The organism is Streptomyces sp. NPDC036764 (genome assembly GCF_055609385.1).
This window is the reverse complement of the sequence record NZ_JBVJPT010000002.1, coordinates 37,960-60,676: the sequence shown is the minus strand read 5'-3', so window position 1 is coordinate 60,676 and position 22,717 is coordinate 37,960. Positions and strand designations below refer to the sequence as shown.

Here is a 22,717-nt window from a genome sequence, read left to right as displayed (position 1 = left end):
TGGACCGTTCCTTGGTGATTCAACCAGCGTTCAGCGCTGCACACTTGCGCTCGGGTTGCTTCGAATGTGCGTGAATCCCGTGTAGATCGACCATCCGTCGGGCGTCGTGGCCACATCCAGAGATTGATCTGCTCGCGACAAGTCGGCACTCTCCTGAGCACGCGCAGCGCTGCCGTTCGAACGCAAATCCCCCCACTTCACGAGGAGACCCCTCTTGACGGCGCATCACAAACGCTCAGGCAAGGCCAAGATCGTCACCGCGATCGCGGCCGTCGCAACCGTCGTCGGCACCGGCCTTTACGTGTCCCCCATTGCCCAGGCGGGACAGCCCGCGGAGGGCACCGTCTACGGTCTGAACGCCGAAGGAGCCGTGGCCGGAAGCTACATCGTCCTTCTGGACCAGAAGGCGTCCACGGCTGAGAAGCGGGATCTGGCCGCCGAGTACGGTGGCAAGGTCAGCCGGACCTACGGCTCGGCGGTCAACGGCTTCTCCGCCGACAGCCTGACCGAGACGGAGGCCAAGCGCCTCGCGGCCGACCCCACGGTGTCCAAGGTGGTCCAGAACAAGAGATTCCACATCAATGCCACCCAGGACAACCCGCCGTCCTGGGGCCTGGACCGCATAGACCAGCAGGACACGGCCGGCGACAGCAAGTACACCTACCCGGACAAGGCCGGGGAAGGGGTGACCGCGTACGTCATCGACACCGGCGTACGCATCAGCCACAAGGACTTCGAGGGCCGAGCCGCCTCCGGGTTCGACGCCGTCGACAACGACGACACGGCCGACGATGGCAACGGCCACGGCACCCACGTGGCCGGAACCATCGCCGGCGCCGCCCATGGGGTGGCCAAGAAGGCCAAGATCGTCGCGGTCCGTGTGCTCGACGACAACGGCTCGGGCACCACCGAACAGGTCGTCGCCGGCATCGACTGGGTGACCCAGAACCACCAGGGCCCCTCGGTGGCCAACATGAGCCTCGGCGGCGGCGCGGACCCCGCTCTCGACGAGGCGGTCAAGAAGGCCATCGCCTCGGGCGTCACCTTCGCGGTCGCCGCCGGTAACGAGTCGGCGGACGCGGGGCAGGGCTCACCGGCCCGGGTCGCCGAGGCCATCACGGTCGCGTCCAGCACCAAGGACGACGCCCAGTCGGACTTCTCCAACTTCGGCTCGATCGTGGACCTGTACGCGCCCGGCTCGGACATCACCTCCGACTGGAACGACAGCGACCAGGGGACCAAGACGATCTCCGGCACCTCCATGGCCACCCCCCACGTCACTGGAGCCGCCGCCGTCTACCTGGCCGGTCACCCGGACGCCACTCCCGCTCAGGTCGCCACCGCGCTCACCGGCGCGGCAACCGGCGACAAGATCACCAACCCGAGCAGCGGAACGCCCAACAAGCTGCTGAAGGTGACCGAGTAGACCCAGGTAGACCCACACAGGACACTGGGCCCGCCGGTGCCGCTGCGCTTGCGTAGCGGCACCGGCGGGCCGCGTCGTGGCAAGGGGTGGTGCCCTGCGCGACGACTGGCGGCGCCGCGTTCGACCTGGCGTGCCGGAGTTCCCTCTCAGCATGTGGATCAGGATGACGGCGCCTCTTTGATCGGCGTGACTCCGAGCGGTTAGGGTCCAACCACGAGTGATCGCAAAGTCGTTGAAGCGTGCTGCCCCGCAGCGGGCCCGCGTCGACACAGGGGGAAGTGTGAGTACAGAGCCTGATTCGGTGGCGCCCATATCCGCGCCGAACACCAGCCCGGATCCCCGGACCAGCTACCGTCTGGGCACGCCCGCACCAGACGCCGGCCCGGACGCCCGTACCGGCCCTGACTCCCGCAACTCTCAACCGGCGGACCAGCCACACCAGATGCCCGCCGCGGACGGCCCCACCGACGTCCGCGACTGGAATCCCGCACCCGGGACGAACCCTGACCCCGGCTTCAATCACAACGGCATTCAGGCCATGTCGGCAGCCGCCGGCCCGAGCAGCGCCCCCGCAACCCAGGCCGGCAGCGCCGACGACAACGGCTACGGCGTGAGCAACGCCGAACTCGGCAAGATGGCAGACGAGTTGGACCTGGCCGCCCAGATCCTGGAGAAGGCGGACAAGGGCCTGGCGGAATCCGACACCACAGCGCGTATTCACGACATGCTCACCAGCGGACGCATGCTCAAATCGACAACGGGCGACTGGGACGACGAAGTCACCCGCCTCGCCAAGCAATGCCGCTCACTGGCCGACAAGATGCGCCAGACGCACACGAATTACACGACTCAAGAAGAGCGCACGGCACAGGATTTCCAGGCGATCCTTGTCTCGCTCGAGGGGGATGCGTAATGGCGTCGCTCACCGACCGGCCGGAGGGCCAGGACCACGAGCATCCCGATGCCGTGGAGCGGCAGAACATCACGGTCGGGGAACTGGAAGACGTACGTCCAGAGGCCTGGTCGCGGGCGGCAGGCGAGTGGGGTGACCTGGCCGCGGCGGCCACCGAGGCCCGGGACCACGTCCAGAACGTCCTGCTCAAGCTGCCCTTCGTCTGGGCGGGCCCAGCCGCCATGATGGCCCGCATTCAACTGTCCGTACTCCATGACGAATTGACCATCGCACACCGCGAGTCAAAGGCTGCCGCAGCCACCCTCGAAGCGGCGAAGAGCGGGTTCAAGCTCGCCCGTACCTGGCTCGACGAGGCTCAGGAGATGGCCCGGTCGAAGGACCTGACGCTGCACAACAGCGGAGGCGTCACCGTTCCCGAGCGGGACTACCCGCCAAATGACCCGGACAGCGCGGGGGCGGCACGGCAGGATCAGGAGAACGCGGACAGCCTCCTCACCCGCGCGACCGCCGCCCTCAGCTACGCCGCCGACGTCAACGAGCACACCGGCTACGAACTCGAACGCATCAAGCAGGCGGTGGCGTACACCGTCCTGGACGAACAGACCGAGTCCGCAGTCAAGGCCGACACCGAGGGCGCCAAGAATCTGAACCGCGTCTTCTCCGGTGCGGGCGGAGTGCTGCTCCCGCCGCCCGCGCCCGACGAGGGTTCTGGCGACTACAACACCCGCGAGGCCACGGACGAGGACCGTGCCATCAAGAACAAGATGGGCTTCTTCGCCATGGGTTCCCCCGCGGTGCTCGGCGGCCCTCAGTCGGCCAAGCACATGCTGCACTACCTCTCCAACACCGGGGAACCGCTCGACATCGACGTGGACGCATTGATGAGCGACCTCCCGGACATGAACCGCAACGTAGAAGCCCAGCTCGCGGAGAACGCCCCCAACTGGGAGGCGCAGGCCCTCGCCGAATACGAGCGCACCGGGAAGCCCGTGAAGTACGTCCAGCAGACGGGCTGGCAGGGCTGGACCGCCGAGAAGGACCCCGACTGGTATCACGCGGTCGGCTCCTTCCACTACAACACCGTCGCCCAGGTCGAGGTCGTCCCGGGCCCGGACGGCGAACCCAAAACCACGATCCGTTACCAGACCCACGTGTACGACCGCTACAACTGGGACGCGAACAAGGCGACTCCGGTACCCGCGATGGGAAACGTGTCGGACGCCCAAATGGCCAGGCTGCACCAGTCGGGTCAGGCCAAGGAGTACGACATGGGCGGGCAGAGCGAAGTACGCACATGGAACGGGTGAGTACGGATACGGGCCCCACGAAGCCGCGCCGGCGCAGGTGGCTGGTGTGGTTCCTGGCCTTGTGTGTGGTGTGGACGCTCGGCGCGATCACTTGGGCGGCCGTCGCGCTGCTCACGCCGGCCGGTGACGGTCCGAAGGAGGCAGTGGAGCGCGCGGCGGGGATGCACCACGATCAGCATCAATCCGCGGGGCGCTACTACATACCGACGTACGCCAAGGTGGAGAAGGACGGCACCGCGGTGCTCCGGTACGAGGTGGGCAACAGCCAGGACTCGAGCATCAAGGACTTCCTTCGTACGTACGACATCACCGCCAAGCCGAAGCGCACCAGCCCGTCTGCGGTGACGTACTCCGACCGCTTCGGCGACGTACGGCGAACGTTTACGATCACCTACAACCCGGCGCCCGAGCCAGGCGGGTACGACTACGCGCGGATCACCATCAGGGCCAGGGGCACCGACGCAAGCTGAAGGTCCGGAAACAGGTCGGCAGGTCGGGATCCTTCAGCTCCGAACCCATCCCTCGTGGTTGTGCCGCCCCAGCGACGCCGGCGCTCTCTGAGCCGTTCGTGGATCGGCCGGTGAAAGACCCTTGGCAGCGCCCAAGTTGCCGTGCAGCCCCGCCCGTGGTGGCAGGATGGTGACGGTGTCGTTCAGCGCGGCGGGGGGAGCGACGAGGTGACGGTGGTTGATCCCGAACCGGTGAGCCAGACAGTCACACGCGAGAGTGAGCGAAGTGGACTCCGTCTCCGCAGTGGCATCCAACTGCAGCAACAGAGCCTCCTGGAAGGCAAGTTGACGTAGACACCCTCCGAGCTACCAAGAGACCCTGTTCTCATGCCCGGCACCAGACGCAATCGCCCGATCGAGTGTCCTGCCGGACCGCGGCTGTCACATGGTGGGGCGTTGACGAGCTGGGATGCCAGATCGTTTGCGACCGCGGAGGCTCGGGGTTCTCAAGCGACCTGGCGGAAGTCTCGTTCGCGATAGAGGCGGGCCACGGCCATGGAGACATCGGTGTGGCCCGCCATGCCGTCCGTTGGTCGCGGCCGTTTCAGCCTTGGTTTCCGGGCTGGAGCCTCAACTGTTGGCCAGGGTGCGGTCCAGAAGGGGGAGCAGGCGATCCCAGTGGCGCTTCAGCCCGGAGGAGCTATAAGCGTCGGTGTCGGACATGGTGAAGCCGTGGATGGTGCCGGGGTAGATCTCGGAGGTGTAGCCGACACCTGCCGCATCCAGGGCCTGGTTGACCTCGCCGAGGGCCTCAGGTGTCACGTCGCCTTCGGCGTGGCCGAGGTGGACCTGGGCGGTGAGCTTGGAAAAGAGGTTGGCCCCGTCGACGCCCACCGGCCCGTGGAACGCGGCGACGGCAAGTGGTGAGGAACCTGAGGTAGGCGTCGGCGTCGCTCAGAACACGTTCGGCGGTGTGCGCCTCGATCAGGGGCATCAGATGGGCGAAGACCGCGGCCCGGACCTCTCTCCGATGAACTCGGGAAGCTCGACCAGCGGCGCCGGGCCGTGCCGGTAGAAGGAGTTGGGGACGAGCACGTAGTAGCCGTGCCCGGCCAGTTCGCGGGCCATCTCCCGCAGCACGGGCCGGATGCCGAAGCCGTCCGCGTACATCAGCACCCCTGGGTGCCACTCGCCGTGGTCGGGGAAGGCAGCGAAGGCGTCGGCCTGGCCGTCCGCGGTGGGAATGTGCAGCGTCTTGGTGGGCATGAATGCTCCTGTCGTGGTTGATGTGCAGAGCCTTTGATCAACACGACAGAGGCGGAGCCCGCGCAGCAGCGCAACATCCTCGATCGAACAGCGGGCCCAAACCGGCCCGTACGGCGCTCAGAAGAGCACCGGGTCACCGATCCGTGTGTGGCGCAAGGCCGTCCCGGTATTCATAGCCGCACAGCGTAGCCCAAAAGGATATGAGCCGACGTCGGCACTGCAGCCCGAGCGGATACCTCGATTGGCTGAGAACCGACACGCGTCGCATGCGACAGGACATCGTGACTCCCGTTCGAAGGACACCCCTCGCGTTCGCCTCACTCTCACAACCAGAGACACGGGGCCTATTACGACAGGAAGTGCCGCGAAGGAAAGCACCACGTCGCAGCCCTGATCGCCCGACGGCGCATCGACGTGCTCGTCGCCATGATCCGAGATGGCACCTTCTATGAGCCCCCCGACTCCCGCCACGGCTTGACGAAGCCCATAGAGGTACGACAGACACGGCTGGCCCCGCGGGCGAAATGGCGGCAGGGCCGCTCCGCTGGGTCTCCACCTCGTCAGTGGCTGAATATCGTCCCCGACGGTTGAGAAAAGGGGCTACCGCTCAGGGAAAGCCTGTTCTATGTCGCCATCAGCCACATTCCACCAGGGACCCGATCTCTCGGCATTTTGGCGATGGGGCGCCGACCTGCTTGCCGTGGCCATCGATGGGGCCACCGCACGGGAAGGCGATGTGTCGGAAGGTGTTCCGCCGGAGGGCCTCCTGCCCACACCGAAGCCCACCAACGTTGCGTCGTCGGGACCGTCGCCGCTGGTCCTGGAGGCGAGGCTGCCAACTCTTCCGGGCCATGTCACCGAGCCGCTGCACAATCAGGGGTTCAAAGCCTGCGATCTCTGCACGGTGGGTCTCGCCCTGGCCGCGGATCTCGATCCGGCGATCGGCCGGACCGCCTGGCTACGAACGCTGCCGCGTCCCGCCTACGTTTACTTCGCCTCGATCGCCCGGTGCGCACTGCATGACGGGCTCACCCCGAACGGCATCCTCAGGGTCGTGCCGCCGGCCGCCATCGGAACCGGCTCCGTGCCTCATGAGACCGTCGTGCGGGCCAACGAGTCGGAGCGCCACGAACCCGGCCCCGCCCGCCCTGAACCAGCGGGGGTAACCCAGGAGGGCGTCCTGTGATGTCCCAGGCGTCGCACGCCGGCGGCTCCCTGATGGCCATGCTCGACTCTCGCGCGCCAGACCAGGCCCGTCCGCTGGACGCCCATGTGCGCGCCCCGCTGGAGCGGGCCTTCGGCACTTCACTGAGCGACGTGATGGTCCACACCGACCTTCCCGCGGCCACCACCGCGGCTCGTATGGACGCCCAGGCGTATGCGCTGGGCCGTCATGTGGTCTTCGCGCCGGGCCGTTTCGACCCGTATTCACCGATCGGCCGAGCGCTGCTGGCCCATGAAGTGGCGCATGTCCTTCAACAGAGGCACGCCGGTGGCCGGAACGGCACGACGGTCCCGCTCGGTCCGCAGGCCGGCATCGCCGCGGAAACCGATGCCGATCATGCAGGTGCCCTCGCGGCCGCCGGGCTGCCCGCTGCCGTGTCCGTCACCTCACCGGTTGGTGTCGCCCGCAAGGCGACGAAAGAGCCGGTCGTCGTCGCGACCGTTCCCATGTACGAGTACCGCGACGAGCACGGCACCGTGGTCCGACTCACCGAGCAGGAGTACCGGGAGAGACGGGGCGCGGCCGACCGCCGCGTTCGCCAGGCCATCACCCGGCTGGAGGGCATCGGGGACGTCGGGCGTGCGACACACGCCCGGCATCTGAACGAGTGGCACGCCGAGTCCTTCGGCGACATCGCGAGCAAACCGCAGCGACTGATCGGCGTCGCCGCCAATATCTGGGGCGGCATCGTGCCGCCCCCGCTGCACATCTGGGATCCACCCCGCACTCAGGCCGCCGAGGCGCGCAAGGCGCTCGATGCCGGAAACCTCGCCGAGGCGGGACGGCTGCTGAAGTCGGCGGACGCCGCGCTGAGGGCAGCTCAGAAGCAGTGGAACGACTTCCTTGCGGCCACGATCGAGGGTGCGGCCAAACTCAAAGGCGACCTCGAGATCGTCCGCGACGCGGCCTTCGCCGTCGAGATCGGACTGGCAGCGGTCGTCGCGGCGCCGGCCATCGGCGCCGCCGCGGCAACGGGCGCGGTGTCCTCGGTGGTCATCGGAGGCGCCATCCGTGGCGGGACACACGCGGTGGCGTCCCGGCGAGCCTCCCGCCAGGCCGGTGGCCGGGGCGAGGTGGATGTGCGGGGCGCCCTCAAAGCGGCCGTCGATCCACGCAGCGTGGTGGTCGACGCTGCCACGGGAGCGGTGGCTCCGGGGGTGGGCAAGGCCTTCGGCGTGGGGACCAAGGGCCTGACGCTGGGCCAGAACGCGCTGCGCCAAGGGGGTGCGGCGGCGACGACCGCAGCGGTCGTGGGAGTGGGGGAGACGGCCGTCGAGACGACGGCCGCCGTGACCGTCGAGGGCAAGACGCTGAAGCAGGCGACAGAGGAAAACCTGCTGCCCGGACTGGAACGGGCTGGGACGTCGGCCGCTGCCGGGGCTGTGGGCGGTGCGGCGGGCGCGGTCGTCGGCGCTGCGACGGGCAAGGTGGCACCCGCCGTCGGGTCGCCACTGGGCAAGGCCGTCGGACACGCCGGGCAGGCGACTGTCGCTGCAGGTACGGCCCTGGCATTGGGCGGTGACACCACGGCTGCGGCAGCGGCGGCACTGGCCACCCTCGCCGGCGCCGCGGCCCCCCAGCCCAAAGCGAGCAGGCGCCCCCGGCCGGTGCCCCGCCCCTCCAAGCGGCGGGTGGCCGCGGCGGAGGGGAGACTGGCGGCTGCCGAGAAGAAGAAGGGCGATCGTCTGGAGAGTTTGACGAAGGCGCGCGGCAAGGCGCAGGACGCGGCAGTCCGGCAGGAGCAGGCCGCCGCAGATGTCAGCGAGGCTCGGGCAGCGCTCGCCTCTGCCAGAGCCGAGGCTCGCAGCGCACGCCAGAGCGCCAGGAGGGCCGCCAAGGCTGCAGCCGAGGAGGCGGCACAGGCGCAGCCGCGCAAGCCGGCAGGGCCCCGGTCACGGAAGCCGGCGGGCCGGGTCCGGGCGGAGCGGGCTCTCGCGTCGGCCGAGAAAGGAGAGAAGGCCCTCGCAAGAGCCAAACAAAAGGTCGGAAGTGCCCGGAAGAAGCTCGAGAGGGCTGAGCGCTCCGTGCGCCACTGGAACAAGGCCGCGAAGAACCATCAGGACAAACTCGCGCAGGCTGACACAGCCATCAGACGGGCCAAGACCAAGCTTCGTATGGCGAGGCAGTCGCACAGCGTGGCCAAGGAAGCTCGCAAGGACTGGGCGAAGCAGATCCGCCCCGAGCAGGCCCGCAGATTCGGCGCGCGATCGGGCGAGGAACTCCACCATGCCATCGAGCTGCAGGTACTCGACAGGTATCCCGAGGCCTTCGCTCCGGGCGAGCTGCTTCAGGACAAGAACATCCGCCCCATTCCTGCGGAGATCACCCCACACGAAGCACATCTGCTGGCCCAGGGAAAGCAGACGCCACGTGCACAGTGGACCAAGGAGATGACCGACCTGCTGGAGGTGCACACGCCGGGGGGCGGCGAGGACATCGTGCTCCTTAAGGAACGTCCCAGGAAGGGCCGTCCCGCCCAACTGCACCAGAGCGCCATTCGCCGTGAGTGGGACAAGATCTACGACCGACTCGATGCCGACCTGGAACGCGGTGCCCGTGACGGTTCACTGCCGGAGGGCTCCCAACGACAGCTCCAGTTCATCCGCAATCGCATCTTCGAAGGCCGCGCCTACGTCGACTACCGGTTCAGAGATTTCTTCAGCGAGGCCCGGAGAACGCTGAAGCTGCGCTGATGGCAGTCGATCGTCCGCCAGTCCGTGGGTGCCGCATGCGCGAGTCCTCGCTGCAAGCCCACCATGCTGATCCACACGGGGGAACTCGCGGGTCAGCCCGCTGTGCACACTGCGAGACCCGCGAGCCGATCGCATGCTGGTGTCATGCCCGACCTCAATCCGACCCGCATCCCCCTCGGCCACCAGCCGGACAAGCTGCTGATGTCCCGCGACGGTCGCCTGCTCTATGTGGTCTGCGCCGACGACGACGTCATCTGCGAGATCGATACGGCCACTGGCCGGGTGGCGGCCAAGATCGCCTGTCCCGACCTGCGACGGTACGCCACCCTTCTGCCCGACGGCCGCCTGTACGCGACGGTGGGGGAAGGCGAGGTCGCGGTCGTGGACACCGCAGCTCGTTCGGTGACGAGCACGATCAGCCTCGGCGGTCGTCCCTCCGGAGGTGTCGTCGCCCCCGACGGGCGACTCGCCTACGTGTCACTGGGCACTGTGCCGCTGGACAGCGCTATGGGTATCGCGGTGATCGACACCGTTGAGAACACGGTGATCGACACCTTCGAGATCGAAGTCCTCCCGTCCATTCTCGCGATGTCGCCCACGGGCGATCGCATCTACGCGGCTGACGAGAACGGCGGGGCGCTCGTGGTAGTCGATACGGAGACCATGACAGGCGACGGGATCACCGTCGGTGCGGACATGGAGGGGATCTTCGGTCTCGCGGTCCATCCCAGCGGTGGGCATGTGTTCGTGCCCTGTATGGATTCGGGAACCTTGCGCGTCGTCGACGTCGACGGGTCTGAGGTGACGGGCGAGGTCAAGGTCGGCTCCGAACCGCAGGACGTGGCTCTGTCTCCCGACGGCACCCGCCTGTACGTCTCCCAGTCCACGCAGACCGTCGCCGTCATCGACACCGCGGACATGTCCGTAATCCGCGAGTTCGCCGCGGAAGGGGTGGACCGCCTGGTGATGGCCCCCGACGGGGAGCGCCTCTATGCCTCCTCGTTCGAAGGCCATTCAGTGCTGGTCTTCCCGACCCGATACAGTGCGGTTGCCACGGCGCGTAAGTCGCAGGGCGTGGCCGTCAGCCCAGACGGCCGGCATCTCTTCGCCACCCTCCCGGAAGGGAACGCGGTGTCCGTCATCAGCAATCCGGACACCCGGATCCCGGTCGGTTGGCGGCCGGTCGCGGTGGAGGCTCCGGGGGGCGGGAACGACGTGTACGTCGCCGACGCTGTGGGAGGGCAGGTAGTCGTGATCGACTCCTTCACCGACGAGGTGGCCGGAGTCATCGAAGTCATGAGTCCTGAATTCGCGGAAAGACCACTCGACTTGGCGACGGACCCGAGTCGTGAACGCGTCTATGCCGTCGGGCCCGACCGGCTGTCGGTGATCGATACCGGGGACCGTTCGGTGGCGGATCACATTTCCGTGCGTCCCACCTCGCAGCCGCGCCGATGCCTGGCGACGGACGGAGATCGTGTCTACGTCAACAACCCGGAACAAGGTACGTTCACCGCGTACTCCAGCGAGACATTGGAGGCGGACCTGGAGTTCCCGCCGGAGGTACAACCGGTCGTGCCGCTTGTGGAGGATTTGGCGTTGGCGGGGAACGGACCCCGCGTGCTGGTCACGGATCCGGACGTCGGTGGTGTGTTCGTCGTCCACCCGAACGGGGTGCCCGACCCCCAACTGGTCCGCATCGACGGCGCGCGAGGAATGGCTGTGAGCCCCGACGGCTCTGTCTTTGTCACCAGCCCGAGCACCGACACGATCACCGTCGTCGATCCCGATTCCGCCACGACCGTCGGTGAACCAATCACGATCCCCGGCGGCCCCGGCGCTGTGGTGGTCAGTCGTGACGGGCAAAGACTGTTCGTCGCGGGCTCCAACGACAGCCACGTGACCGAGGTGGATATCGGCACCGGCAAGCCGGGCAGGCGGTTCCTGGCCTGCTCCGACCCGGACTCCATGGCCGAAGCGGCGGACGGGCGCCTGTATGTCGCCAGCTCGACGATCGGTACCGTCTCGGTGGTCCAGACGCAGGAGACGACGCTCGACGTCGACTCCAGACCGACAGGCATCGCGGTGTCCCCCCAGACAGGGCGCGCTTACGTGGCCAACTCTGCATCCGGGACTGTCTCCGTGATCGACCTGGACGCGAAGGCCGTCGTCGGCGCTCCGTTCACCGTCGGAGGCGAGCCCGTCGGCGTCGCTGTGGGCCCTGAGGGCACGCCGCTCTATGTGGCCGACGGCTTCAACGGCAGCATCGCCGTGGTGAACGTGGATGACGGCAACGTGATCAGGACCATGGAGAACATCGGCCTTCTGCTGCGCGGCCTGGCCGTTTCCCCTGACGGCAAGGTGCTCTACGTGGCCGACGCACAGGCACAGAAGGTACTGGCGGTAGACATCGAACAGCAGAACGTGACCGGAGCCGTGGACCTCCCCACCCCCTTCGGGCTCGCCATGGCCGAGGACGGGGAGAAGCTGTTCGTCACGCTCCCCGGAGAGCGCAGCGTGGCAATCGTGGACCCGCGCACGCCGGCGGAGATCGGCGAGCGGATCAAGCTGGGGGCTGCCGCCAGCGGTGTCTGCCTGGCTCCCGACGGCCGCCGGCTCTATGTGACCGACCCTTCCACCAACGTGGTGACGGTCGTGGAGTTGTGACCCCCCGTCGGCTCCTTCACGCCGTATAGACGATGCGGAAATCGTTGATGAAGGCCTTTCCCTTGAGAGCGGTGTCGACTTCCGTCGTCTTGACCGCCTCGGCGACGATGTAATAGCGGAACCTGGTGTTGTCGACCTGCCTCCGCTCGGGTGTGGCATCGGCAGTCATGTCGAAGAACACCTGATTGGGGTCCTTGGGCACCCGCACCACGGCGATGGGTTCGGTGGCGCCGTCGGCGCCGTTGCGTGCGATCTCCTTGCGGGAGAGCGTGATGGTCAGGTTGCGGTCGGACGCCTTGCTGCCCGACGCCTTCAGTTGGGAGATCAGACTGTCCTGGGGGAGAGCCACACTCATCATCCCCGAACTGGTGATGTCGCCCACTGTGGGAGATGAGGGGAAGACGCTCGGCGCACGTGTGGCCGCACGACCGTCCTCGTGCGTCCAAGCGCGCACGAAGTCGTCTTTCATCCACATCAGATTGGGTGTCAGGGTGAGAGTGAGACCGACCGGCTGGGACGGGCCGGATTCTCCAGCGGGCCGCAATTGTGGGACGAAGCGCCGGAAAGTCTGGTCCAGGGTCACCCCACCGGCCGCGGGAACGCGGATGCCGGCGAGCACTACCCATGGCTCGGAAGTCTCCGGCGGCGCGGGCTGCCCGCCCGGCACAGGTCCCGGTACCGGAGCCGTGTAGATCTCCGGCAGGGCCTCCAGTAGCCCGAGTTCGAAGCCCTCCGTCATACGGGTCTGCTCAGCCGCGCCATCGCGGCTCTCGTCGTACCGCACCGCGACGAAGAACTGGCGTGCCGGGTCCAGGGCTCCGGACGGGCCGACTGGCGGAAGCGTGCGTACGTCCACGCGCACCGAGCTCTCGATGGCAATCTCGTCGCCCTGCGGGGACAGAACGAAGCCGGGTGAGATGTCCACGGTTCCCGGGATCGGGGAGTCCTGCGGCGTCCGCGCCGGTTTGACGTCCGCCCCGAACACCAGACCCCAGCCGTGCAGCAGCCGGTTGTGCCGGCGTTTTCGTGCCAGGGCCCAGGTGTTCCACTGGCCGAGATCCTCCGGACCGACGAGCTGCCCGGTGAACCAGAGCGGGCGTTGGGATTCCTCGACAGGTGCGGACATGGGGTTCCTCTCTCTCGTGTTCTCCTGCTTGCGGCGACGAGGCCGAAGATCTACTGCGCCGGTTTCAGCACTACCTCGGCGATCACGTGGGCCGGCCGCTCTCGGGCGACGACTCGCCGCACGGCCGCGAGTGCGGGTGCGTGCTCGGCCGGGACCAGCACCTGAACCCGGTGCGCGGTCTCCGCGTACAGGGGAAGCCCGCGGTCCCTCGCGTCGATCAGCCAGGAGTTGTCCAGAACGGCCGTGCTGCCGAGCACAGGCGATTCCGGCCGCACAGCGAGCCGGGTGGTGGATCCCAGAAGTGAACTCGTGGGGTCGCCCAACTTCCAGACCCCGGCGTCGAGCAGCGGCTCGCGAATTTCCACCTCCACACCGCCCACCTCACGACGTACCGCTTCCACAAGTCCCGCCGGAGTACCCCGCCGGGCGTGGGCGGCGACCGCTCGGGCCACTTGCTCACGCCGCTGCCGTACCGTCGACGAGGGCGCTTGCGGGTCGAGCGCGTCCAAGCCGGCGTCCACCCATGCGGCGAGGCGCGACAGCCAGGGTGCGTCCTCCCGGTCCGGAGCCACCGCCGGGTCGAGCAGCTCGGGCAACCGGTCCAGCTCCTTTGTCACTTCCGCGTACATCGAGGAGAAGAGCCCCAGCAGCCGCCCCAGCGGGCCGCTGCCGTCATCGTCTCCCACGTACACGCCGGGCATCTGATCTAGCAGACCCCGTCCAATGCGCATGACGCGCACATCGCTCAACCTGGGTGTCATCCGGCCGTCTCCGATGAGCTCGACGGCCACCCACAACGCGGGCGCGATGTCCTGCGGCACCGCGAGCACGCGTGCATCGAGGCAGTCCAGCGGGCCGGCCCGCCACCGCTCGGCGAGAGTGGGCACCGGTGCATGGTCCGGATCCACGGTGCCGCGTTGAGCAGGGCTGGGCGGGTTGGGAGGGGGAACGTCCGGGCCGTGGGGGGTGCCGGACACGAGCGACCAGACGCGTACGTGCGTACCGGGGGGTGCCGGTTCGGCGAGTTCGACCTGCAACCGGTCCCAGCGGGCCTTACCACGGACGCCCGGTGCGGGCAGGACGATCACGCCCCGGGCCGCCCTCAGCGGTGCGGAGGGCCGGTACAGCCCCTCCGGACCGGCCAGCAGCAGCCGTCCACGATGGTCGACGGCGACACCGGCCAGGCCCGCGGCCACCTCGGCCAGCCGCTGTGCGGGCTCTGTCGTTTCGTCTGGCACGAGAAAAACCTCGCCCGAGGCTGTGACTGCCACGAAACCGGACCCCCAGCCATCGGGGGCCGGTACGGCGGCCACCCCGGCCACCCGGGTACGCGCGGCAAGCAGAGCCGGGTCCTCCGTGACCGCAGGGGGCACCTGCGCACCCTCGGCCACCGCTGCCCGGCCGTCCTCGCTCACCCGGACGACACGCTGACGACCCGTGTCGATGACGGTCACACTGCCGTCGGCCTCCGCTCGCACCTCGACGGTGCCGTCGGTGGGCAGGAACGTGAAGGGCGCCCAGGGCTCCCCGACGGGGAGCCCTATGACGGGTAGCAGCTTCGTGTCGCCTTCCCCACGGAGCGTGGTGACGGACGCGCCGGGCCAGCGGCCTTCCCGGTTCAGCCACCGGTAGGGCGTCTCCTCGGGCACGTCAGTTCTCCACGCCGACCCAGGCCACTCGCCATTCGAGCGACTTCCCCACACGGGTCGGAAGCTCCTCGTTGAGGAGTGAGTCCGGGTTGAGATCCACCGGTCCTACGGCATCGGGGTCGGTCGCGGTCTGACCCGAATGGAGAGGGACGACCACCGTCAGGCTGTTGACGCCGGAGCTCTCGACGTAGGGGGTGCCGTCCAGGATGGCCTGGGGCCCTGACGTCTCCCTTTTGCCTTCCAAGCGCACCAGATAGGTCGGAGAGCCGGTGAACCCGCCGGATCGGGTGTCGATCTGCGTCCGCACCCCCACCACCGACCCGCCGGCCGTCTTGACCAGCGTCCACTCCGTACGGCCGGGTACTGTTGCGCCGGCCGCCACATGGGGGGAGACCTTCAGCGGCCGGCGCAGCAACCCGTCGGGCGGCGCCGTGAGCTTGCAGTCCCGGATCAGCACGGTGGCCAGCACCAGGTCGAAACCATTGCGAACCGGTTCCTTGGGCAGCCATTGCAAGGTGGGTTCGTTGTCCAACCGCACGGCGCCGGGGGACGCCGCCGCACCCTCACGGATGTGCACAGCGGCCTCGTCGTCCTCCGTCCAGCGCATGACCAGATGGAACTCCTCCAGCTCACTGGCCGTCGCCGGCACGCTCAGTTCCACCGACCGGGTCAGCAACAACTCCCGGCCGACGGCGTCCAGCGCGTACCCGGGCTTCACCACCACCGTAGGGCTGCCGACCTCACCGATTACCTCGACCCCGCGGCTGATGCCCCAACCGTGCAGGGTTCGGTGGTGGAGTTCGCGCAGCGCTCGTTCGGTGCGAACCAGCTCTATCAGGTCGGAGGCCGCCAGCACCTGGTGCTCGAAGAAGGCCGGACGGGACACCGACGGCAGCGGGGCGGTCGGTTCGGCCATGGTCATGTTCTCCGTTCTTTCGTCGGGAACGGCCGCCGATACCGAGGTATCGGTCGGGAGGGGAATGGAGCCGATAGCCACCGGTGGCACGTCGACGAAGGCCGTCCAGACGATCTCGACGGAAGCCCTGCTCACCGGAGCCAGCCTCTCGATCTCACCCGTCCGCCGCCCGTGGCGTACCAGCAGCTTGAAGCTGCCGCGGCCCTCCTCCGAGACCTCGATGGTGGTGGTGATGGCCGCCATCGGCGGTGGTCCGTCCAGGGAAGCGATCACCACCGTGGGGGCTGCGGGCAAGTCGCGGGGCAGGGACACGGTCGCCTGCCAGCACAGATGCGTACCGGACGGTGGAGCCGCGGCCTGGGACAGCCGACCGGTCAGCAACTGTGTGGTGCCGGGGCGCTGGGCGACGGTTCGCAGGCCGATGGTCTCCACAGCGACGGGCTCCGGCGTGAAACGGCCGAGGACGACATCCGTGGCCGGCTCAACCGACGTTGCGGGTCCGAGGAGCCACGGCCGGGCACGCGGGCCTGTGCCGACGGCCCGCAGCACCACGGTGACCGGGGTGTCGCCCGGCACCAGCGCGTGAGGCTCCGTCAGGATCAGCATGTCGCCGTCGGCGGTGACGGCGACGCCCGGTGTGACGTTGAGGGTCGTCTTCGGGGCCGTCCGCAGCTTCAGTTCGAGGCCGATCAGGACACCCCGGCAGTGGTGAGCTGACCGGACATGGTCGGCGAGGCCCACGTCCAGCGGGCGGAAGAGATCGGTCAGGTCTACGGAACGCAGCGGCTGGCCGTGTTCGAAGGTGATGCGCTCCACGGCGGTCATGTCCCTGCCTCCTGCGCGATGTTGACGCTATGGGCGCCTGGCACCACCAGGGAGCCGGCCGGCACGGGCACGCCGGAATGACGGCGGTCGCCGGCCGCGGTGGGGAACGCCAGGCCGGTGATGTGATCCACACCGGGGATGTCTTCGAGCACTTGCATCACTTCGCTGCGGTGGACGTCCCGGCCGAAGGGCCAGCCGCCGCCCCTCGGGCCACCCGTGAGGGGATGGAGGAATCGGTCCAAGGCCGCCTTGGACGCCTCGGCGGTGGCCGCCCGGTCGGCACCGGGCCGGAGAACCGCCGTCACCTCTGCCGCGACCGGGACATAGCCCGGACCGGCGACAAAGACGCGAGTGCCGACGGTCCGGCGTGCCTCGAGCCAGGAGCGGACGGCGTCAAGCAGTCCCGCCGAGGGTTCGGGCCGTGCCTCGGGCAGTTCCGGAACGATCACCACGGTGACGCATCCCGCTGCCCGGAGGCCCGGCACCCGAGGGTCCGTTTCCGAGAAGGCCCGCGCCCGTGCGAGGGAGGTTCCGGGAGTGGCGAGTGCGCACCGCTCGAAGTCGGCCAGAGTCACGGCCCGTTCGGGAACATCCAGACTGAGGACCAAGTCGCGGTCGAGGTCGTCCAGGGAGGACGCTCCGGCTCCGGCGAGGGCTGCGCACAGCCGCTCGTGGACCCCCAGCGCCCGCTCGGCACGGGCGGCCGCGGCGGCCACGTCCTCGGACGCGGCGCCGTCCGTGGGCGCGATGGCCAACGTGGCCGTCAACTCGCCCGGTACCGTCGGCCGTCCCAGCAGCGCACGGTTGCGCGGTCCCGGTTCCAGGCCCCACGGAACGCCTGGCGCGGGCACACCCTCGTCGCCCCCGCCGCCGACCGAGCATGTTGCCAGCACGGTCTCGGCAGCCTCGGGCACGGCACCCCGGCGCCCGTCTCCGAAGGTGAGCACACCCGTGGACGGTTCGAGCACGGCGTGCCGGTCGGAGCGTCCCGACGCGTCGAGATCGGGCACCAGGGTCACCCGGCGCGCCGTCAGGCCGGGTGAGCACAGCCACACCTCGGCACGCTCCGCCGGCACGGTCCCGTCCACGGGCAGGGCGAAACACTGCTCGGGAGTGCCGTCGCCCACACCCGCGACGACAGCTTCGATCACCAGACGGCCCTCCACATCGCCCTCGGGCGGCTGCCAGTCGAGGACGCGGACCACGGGCCCCTCCTCCGTCTCCCCTCCCAGGCGCAGCCCATTGACCCGTTGCTGGGCGTCCACGGACACGATGAGCTTGGCCCGCGCAGGCGGTTGTGGCATGGGGCCGCCGGACGGGGTGACGCCGGTGGCGACAGCGAAGGACCCGACGGCCGCAACGGCCAGTTCGGCACGGACGGCGTCCACGGCGATCCCGGTCAGGATCGGTGCCGAGTCGAGCCGCCCGCGGTCCAGGCGGCAGCGGATCCAGGCCCGCTCGGGAAGGACTCCCAGTGCCTCTCGCGCCACCGGCTGCGGGAAGTGGAGCAGGACGCCCGCACCACGGGAAAGCGCACGGGTGCCGTCGACCACATCGGCCGCGTCCAAGCGCTGCCATGCACCTGTGCGGCGTACCTCCCACACGACCACGGCATCGTGGTGGGCGGTTTCAAGGCCGTCTTCCCGACGGGCGGGGGACGCTCCGTCTCCCCGGTGCCGGCCCTGGTCGATGCCGAGGTACAGGGACAGCCTTGTTCCGGCGGGAAGCTGGCGGTCCAGCCCGAGCACGAGCGCGGCGCCCGGGCCGGGGTCCCGGCCCAGGGCGGGGTACGGGACGCCGGCTGCGAGAGTCGCGGTGTGGTCCACCCACCCCGTGGCGTACTCCGCCTCGTCGGCGGTCCCGTCGTCCACGCCCGCCACCGTGAGGGCGGCGCCAGTAGGACGGACCGGGTGCAGCGTCGTCAACCTGAAGGACGGCCGCGTCTCCCGATCGTCGCGCGCCGGGCGACCGGCGGACAGCGTCAGGCCGGAGGGGAGTTCCCCTGTCCCGGCGGCGCCCCGGGTCACCGTGATGACGGTTGTCGCGGGGCGCGGTCCCCGTGGCGGATAACCGATCAGGGCAAGGAGTTTGCGCAGATGGCGGTCCGTGGTGCGGCCCGCCCGGTACATATCGGCATCCACGTGCCAAGCCAGCAGCTCCAGTAGGGCGATGCCCGGGTCGGAGACGTTCTGGTCGGTCCAGCGCGGAGCGACCAGAGGGATCAGCGCCCTGGCCTCGGCCACCAGATCCGGCCACCGGCGGGTGTCGAGCACAGGCGGGTGCAGGGGCACCTCACGCCTCCCTTCCGGAGAGCTGTACGGTCAGCGGCCCGGCGCACACCACCGCGTCGGGCGCGATCTCCACGCGGTCACCCGCGGGGCTGCCGTCCAGGTCGAGGTCGAGTCGCGTAACCACGTCTACGCCGGGTACGGCCTCGAGTCGACGCGCCACGTCGGAGGCGTGCACCGCCCGGCCGAACGGCCAGCCCCGCCCGTCCGGGCCGCTCCCCACCGGGTCCAGGAAACGGTCCAGTTCAGCCCGTACCGCCGAGCGGACCACACCCGGTTCCGCCGTGCGCGCCGGACGCACCCCCACCTTCACTCCCACCGGCCGGTAGCGCGGCCCCTCGACCACCAGCCCGGGCACGGCAGTGGCGGGCATCCGGGCCGCGATCGCGTTGTACACCAGCCGCCGGAGCTCACCGGAGAGTGTCGGCCGGCGCGACCCGTCACGTGGGATCACCACGAGCCGGACCGCGCCGGCAAGCGCCTGGCCGTGCCCGTCGACGGCCCCAAGCGCCCGGGCATACGCCACCCCCGGACAGGTCTCCGTCACGATCGACTCGATGTCCTTCTCGGTCAGCCCCAGCCGACGGTGCCTCAGGAGCGCGGGCCCCCGGGCGAGGACAGAGGCGTAGGATTCCGCGTCGGCGCCGCCGGCCGCTGGGCTGGGGTTATTCACCCCGGAGACTCCAGCCGCGCCCACCACCTGTGTAATCGCATCCGCCGCGACGTTGCCTGCCGCCCCGCCGCCGGTGTGGTAGGAGCGCAGCACCACGTTGCCGTCGCCCCGGGGAGCGGGCATGCCATGCCCGTCTCCGCCGAACAGGATGCGTCCTGAGGCGTGATCACAGGCAAAGACACGCTCCGAAGGTCCCGCCGCGCTCAGGCTGGAGACTTCCGTCCACAGCACCCAGGCCTCCACGACCCGCCCGGTGCGCGGCTCCGTCACGGTGCGCACCTGATCCTGCTCGGCGGGCCCCAGCTCCTGCAGGAGCAGCGGGAGATCGACACCGGCATGGAGACCGTCGCGTTCCCTTACCTCCAGTACGACGCCTTCAAGCACCGGCGCATGCCGGCTGTGGAACACCTGACCGGCGGTCCCGTCACCGGAGCCGAGCAACTCGTCGGTGACCGTGAGGTATTGGCGGGCGGAGACGGCGTTGGGAGCCAATAGGAGGACTGTGGCCCGTGCCGGGTCGGCGTCCGCAGGCAGCCGAGCCCGCAGCCACGTCCTGGGGGTGCCGAACCGGGCGGGTGGCGCGGCGCGCAACTCCCCGCCCGCATAGGCACGGGAGACGGGGCCACGTAGGGTCACCCTCTCGCCCCCGACGGCGTCCACCACCACGGCCTCGCTGCCACGGAGGTCCGACAGCACGAGCCGGTCGCCTGGGGAGAAGCGGGTGGCGGCACCGCGCCCCAGGAGGGTGACCCTGCGATCCTGCGCTTCGGCGACGGGCGCGCCCGCCGGACCGGCGCTGCCGGGCCACTGGAGGTGCACGATTCCCGAGCGGGCGAGGCCCGCCGTCGCGTCCTCGTGGGCGAGCGGCACCCAGTCGGTGCCGTCGTGTCCCTCCCACACCAGCCGTCCCGGCATGGGGAGCGCTCCGCTCTCGTCGAGCCGCACATACAGGCCGATCCGGTCCGCGGGCAGGTCGCCGTCGAAACCGAGGTAGATCGTCGGTGCCGCGTCCGGCAGGAGCCGAAAGAGCGGAGCGACGATCTCCGGGTTCTCGACGGTCCCCTCCCGCCATGTGTGGTCGTCGAGGACCAGGACGTGCTCGGGCGGCCCTGGAGTCGGTGTGTAGATGTAGGAGACCTCGATGGGTTCGAGGACGGGAGGCCTGGGCTCGACGATCGCGAACTTCAGGGTTTCCTCTCCGCTGCTCACGCTGAGGCTCCGCAGGTTGGCGTAGGCACCGGCGGACAACCGGGCTCGGAGCCAGCGGCGATCCTCGCCGGCGACGGTGACCGGGACCCAGCCCGGGGGCACCGTGAACGTGATTGTGCCTGTGCCGAGCAGGCTCTGCGGCTTCGCACCGTCTTGCGCCCCCACGGTCAAGCGCAGCTCGTGCCAGCCCGATCCGTCGAAGAACTCCCACACCACCACCACCTGGGGCGGCTCCCTGGACGGATCGCTGTGCTCGGGGGAAACGTCGGCGATACGGTCGGCCGACTCGGCGGCGGTCTCGGCACGTGTAAGTCTCAAGGTCACGACAGCGCCCGGCCGGGCGAAGGCGGCGTCGCAGGCCAGGTGGAAGACGCTGCCCAGCTCGGGTGCCGGGCCGAACGGGGAGAACGCCTTGGTGGCGTCGACGGGCAGCCCTTCGGCGACGACCCGGTCCGGCCGCAGACCCGTGGGCACGCTCTGGGTGCTGCCGATGAGCGTGATGCCCGCCAATTCGGGCAGTACCAGTCCGGGTGCGGGCACCACGGATGACGTCAGGCGGGCACGCAACCAGTACGAGGTGATGCCGCGCACCTCGGTGGGGCGGGCTTGGGCCGACGGGACGACCAGAGTGACCGTCCCCGACCCGGTCAGCCCGCGCGTGCCGTCGCGGGAGCGGCTCGGGGCATCACCCCAGGGGGCGCAGGCGCGCCATGAACTCCCGTCCCACCAGCTCCACTCCAGCGGCAGCGGCATCGAAGAGGGGGTGGCGAGAGTGATCCGGATGTCCACGGCGGACGGTCCGGCGAAGGCCAGCAGACTGTCGTGCCCCAGGTACAGCTCCCGTTGCGTGCGGCGCAGTCCACCGAAGAGGGTGAACGGCCGGCGCGCCAGTGCGTCGGCCGAGTGGTCGGCGGCGCTGTCTGAGCCCGGCACGACGCTCCACACCTCGACGAGCGGTGCTGCCACCAGCCCGATGCCGGTCTCTGTCTCGAAAGGCAACGGTTCGGCTGCGTCCGGTGCCGAGGCCGCCGCGAGCCTTGTACCCGCCGCGACCCGGCCGCCGACGGCTCCGGGCAAGGGCGCCAGGAGTACAGGTGCGGATGCCGCGCGCGGCGGCAGCGGTGCGATGCCGATCCGGTCGAGCAGTGCGGCGAGCTGCCGGTCGGGAACCGCGGCGAGCCGTTCGGCCAGCGAGGACAGCAGGGCGGCCAGGGCATGACCGGCACCCGTCGACACCGAGTCGGCGGTCGGCTGCCACTCAGGCACCCACCCCGTCCGGCGGAGCAGGAGGCTGTCCAGGATCTCGGCGCGTCCGGGCGGCGATGCCGTCACCGCTGCGCCTCCTCACGCAGGAAGAAGGGGTGGACGACGTTGTAAAAGGTGTTGGTCGAACGAATCCGGTACGCCACTTCGATGTCGAGCCGGCCTGTTGCCCGGTCGCCCACGGTCACCGCCACCTCCCGGACGTCGATCCGGGGCTCCCATGCGATCAGTGCCTGCTCGACCCTGTGCCGTACCAGAGCCGCCGTTGTGGCGGACAAGGGCTCGAACTGCAGCTCCTCGAGGCCCGCGCCGAAGTCCGGCCTCATGGCGCGTTCACCACGCCGGGTGCCGAGGATCAAACGGATGGACTGCCGGACCTTCTCCGGTCCGGCGACCTGGGCCACGTCGCCCACGGGGTCGAAGCCGACGGGAGTCCCCCAGCCGTGGCCGAGTACGGAGGCGGCGGAGCCCGCGTGGGCTCTCTGGGTCGGCTCGCCGCCCATAGGGTGTTCGCCCATCTCACCCGCCGATCAGCACGGTGGGACACCCGGCGACGATCGGTGCGCCGCAGCCGGCCGTGTCGCCCTGGCGGAGGGCGGCACGGCCGCCGATCAGGACGGTGGCCGAGCCCTTCGGGAAGGGGCTCGGGGGATGGGCGGCCGGCGGTGGAAAGGCGCATGTGTGGACATCGCCCTGCACAGCGGCGGGGCTACCGCCGATCATCACGGTGGGCACACCTGGTCCGGACACCACGCCGGGGTGGGCGGTCTGCTCCATCACACGGGCTGCGAGTGGCATGTGCGGCTCCTGTCTGCTCGGGAA

The 22,717-nt window shown here is 69.5% G+C and carries 14 protein-coding genes and 2 pseudogenes; 8 read left to right on the top strand and 8 right to left on the bottom strand.

What is annotated here, in order from left to right:
* Positions 1–214: 214 nt before the first annotated feature.
* The 4 genes from ACZ69Q_RS11870 (at position 215) to ACZ69Q_RS11855 (ending at position 4,116) form a co-directional block, all read left to right on the top strand.
* Positions 215–1,426 (top strand): S8 family peptidase, encoded by a 1,212-nt coding sequence (locus ACZ69Q_RS11870; RefSeq protein WP_471040409.1) that lies wholly within the window; start codon positions 215–217, stop codon positions 1,424–1,426.
* Positions 1,427–1,868: 442 nt separating this feature from the next.
* Entirely contained in the window at positions 1,869–2,339 is a 471-nt protein-coding gene (locus ACZ69Q_RS11865) for a hypothetical protein (protein ID WP_471040407.1), read from the top strand.
* Positions 2,339–3,646: a hypothetical protein gene (locus tag ACZ69Q_RS11860; RefSeq protein ID WP_471040405.1), complete on the top strand. Its 1,308-nt coding sequence runs from the start codon at positions 2,339–2,341 to the stop codon at positions 3,644–3,646. Before ACZ69Q_RS11865 ends, ACZ69Q_RS11860 begins: the two co-directional genes overlap by 1 nt.
* On the top strand, positions 3,643–4,116 hold the full coding sequence (locus ACZ69Q_RS11855) for a hypothetical protein (protein WP_471040403.1): 474 nt from the start codon (positions 3,643–3,645) through the stop codon (positions 4,114–4,116). The genes ACZ69Q_RS11860 and ACZ69Q_RS11855 overlap by 4 nt, the downstream gene beginning before the upstream one ends.
* 609 nt (positions 4,117–4,725) lie before the next feature.
* Here ACZ69Q_RS11855 and ACZ69Q_RS11850 read toward each other — a convergent pair.
* Positions 4,726–5,361 (bottom strand): annotated as a pseudogene (locus ACZ69Q_RS11850) (dienelactone hydrolase family protein).
* Between the two features lie 308 nt (positions 5,362–5,669).
* Here ACZ69Q_RS11850 and ACZ69Q_RS11845 point away from each other — a divergent pair.
* From ACZ69Q_RS11845 to ACZ69Q_RS11830, 4 genes and pseudogenes are all read left to right on the top strand, one after another.
* Positions 5,670–5,820, top strand: a pseudogene (locus tag ACZ69Q_RS11845) (IS110 family transposase); the annotation flags it as partial.
* A gap of 166 nt (positions 5,821–5,986) precedes the next feature.
* Positions 5,987–6,547, top strand: a complete 561-nt coding sequence (locus tag ACZ69Q_RS11840) for a hypothetical protein (RefSeq protein WP_471040401.1) — start codon at positions 5,987–5,989, stop codon at positions 6,545–6,547.
* Positions 6,547–9,279: an eCIS core domain-containing protein gene (locus ACZ69Q_RS11835; protein WP_471040399.1), complete on the top strand. Its 2,733-nt coding sequence runs from the start codon at positions 6,547–6,549 to the stop codon at positions 9,277–9,279. The genes ACZ69Q_RS11840 and ACZ69Q_RS11835 overlap by 1 nt, the downstream gene beginning before the upstream one ends.
* Before the next feature lie 144 nt (positions 9,280–9,423).
* A complete protein-coding gene (locus tag ACZ69Q_RS11830; protein ID WP_471040397.1) occupies positions 9,424–11,946 on the top strand; it encodes an SMP-30/gluconolactonase/LRE family protein in 2,523 nt (840 codons plus the stop codon).
* A gap of 16 nt (positions 11,947–11,962) precedes the next feature.
* Here ACZ69Q_RS11830 and ACZ69Q_RS11825 read toward each other — a convergent pair whose 3' ends face one another.
* Genes ACZ69Q_RS11825 through ACZ69Q_RS11795 form a run of 7 tightly spaced genes read right to left on the bottom strand, consistent with a single transcriptional unit; the run spans position 11,963 to position 22,693 of the window.
* The gene (locus ACZ69Q_RS11825) at positions 11,963–13,072 is read right to left on the bottom strand and encodes a hypothetical protein (RefSeq protein WP_471040395.1); all 1,110 of its coding nucleotides are present in this window, start codon (positions 13,070–13,072) and stop codon (positions 11,963–11,965) included.
* A gap of 50 nt (positions 13,073–13,122) precedes the next feature.
* A complete protein-coding gene (locus ACZ69Q_RS11820) occupies positions 13,123–14,721 on the bottom strand; it encodes a phage tail protein (RefSeq protein ID WP_471040392.1) in 1,599 nt (532 codons plus the stop codon).
* 1 nt (position 14,722) lies between these two features.
* Positions 14,723–16,462, bottom strand: coding sequence for a hypothetical protein (locus ACZ69Q_RS11815; RefSeq protein WP_471040389.1), 1,740 nt, complete (start codon positions 16,460–16,462; stop codon positions 14,723–14,725).
* Complete coding sequence (locus tag ACZ69Q_RS11810; RefSeq protein WP_471040386.1) at positions 16,459–18,753, bottom strand: baseplate J/gp47 family protein; 2,295 nt, start codon at positions 18,751–18,753, stop codon at positions 16,459–16,461. The genes ACZ69Q_RS11815 and ACZ69Q_RS11810 overlap by 4 nt, the downstream gene beginning before the upstream one ends.
* A gap of 1 nt (position 18,754) precedes the next feature.
* On the bottom strand, positions 18,755–21,964 hold the full coding sequence (locus ACZ69Q_RS11805; RefSeq protein WP_471040385.1) for a baseplate J/gp47 family protein: 3,210 nt from the start codon (positions 21,962–21,964) through the stop codon (positions 18,755–18,757).
* Entirely contained in the window at positions 21,961–22,413 is a 453-nt protein-coding gene (locus ACZ69Q_RS11800; RefSeq protein WP_471040383.1) for a GPW/gp25 family protein, read from the bottom strand. The genes ACZ69Q_RS11805 and ACZ69Q_RS11800 overlap by 4 nt, the downstream gene beginning before the upstream one ends.
* A gap of 1 nt (position 22,414) precedes the next feature.
* Complete coding sequence (locus ACZ69Q_RS11795) at positions 22,415–22,693, bottom strand: PAAR domain-containing protein (RefSeq protein WP_471040381.1); 279 nt, start codon at positions 22,691–22,693, stop codon at positions 22,415–22,417.
* Positions 22,694–22,717 lie beyond the last annotated feature (24 nt).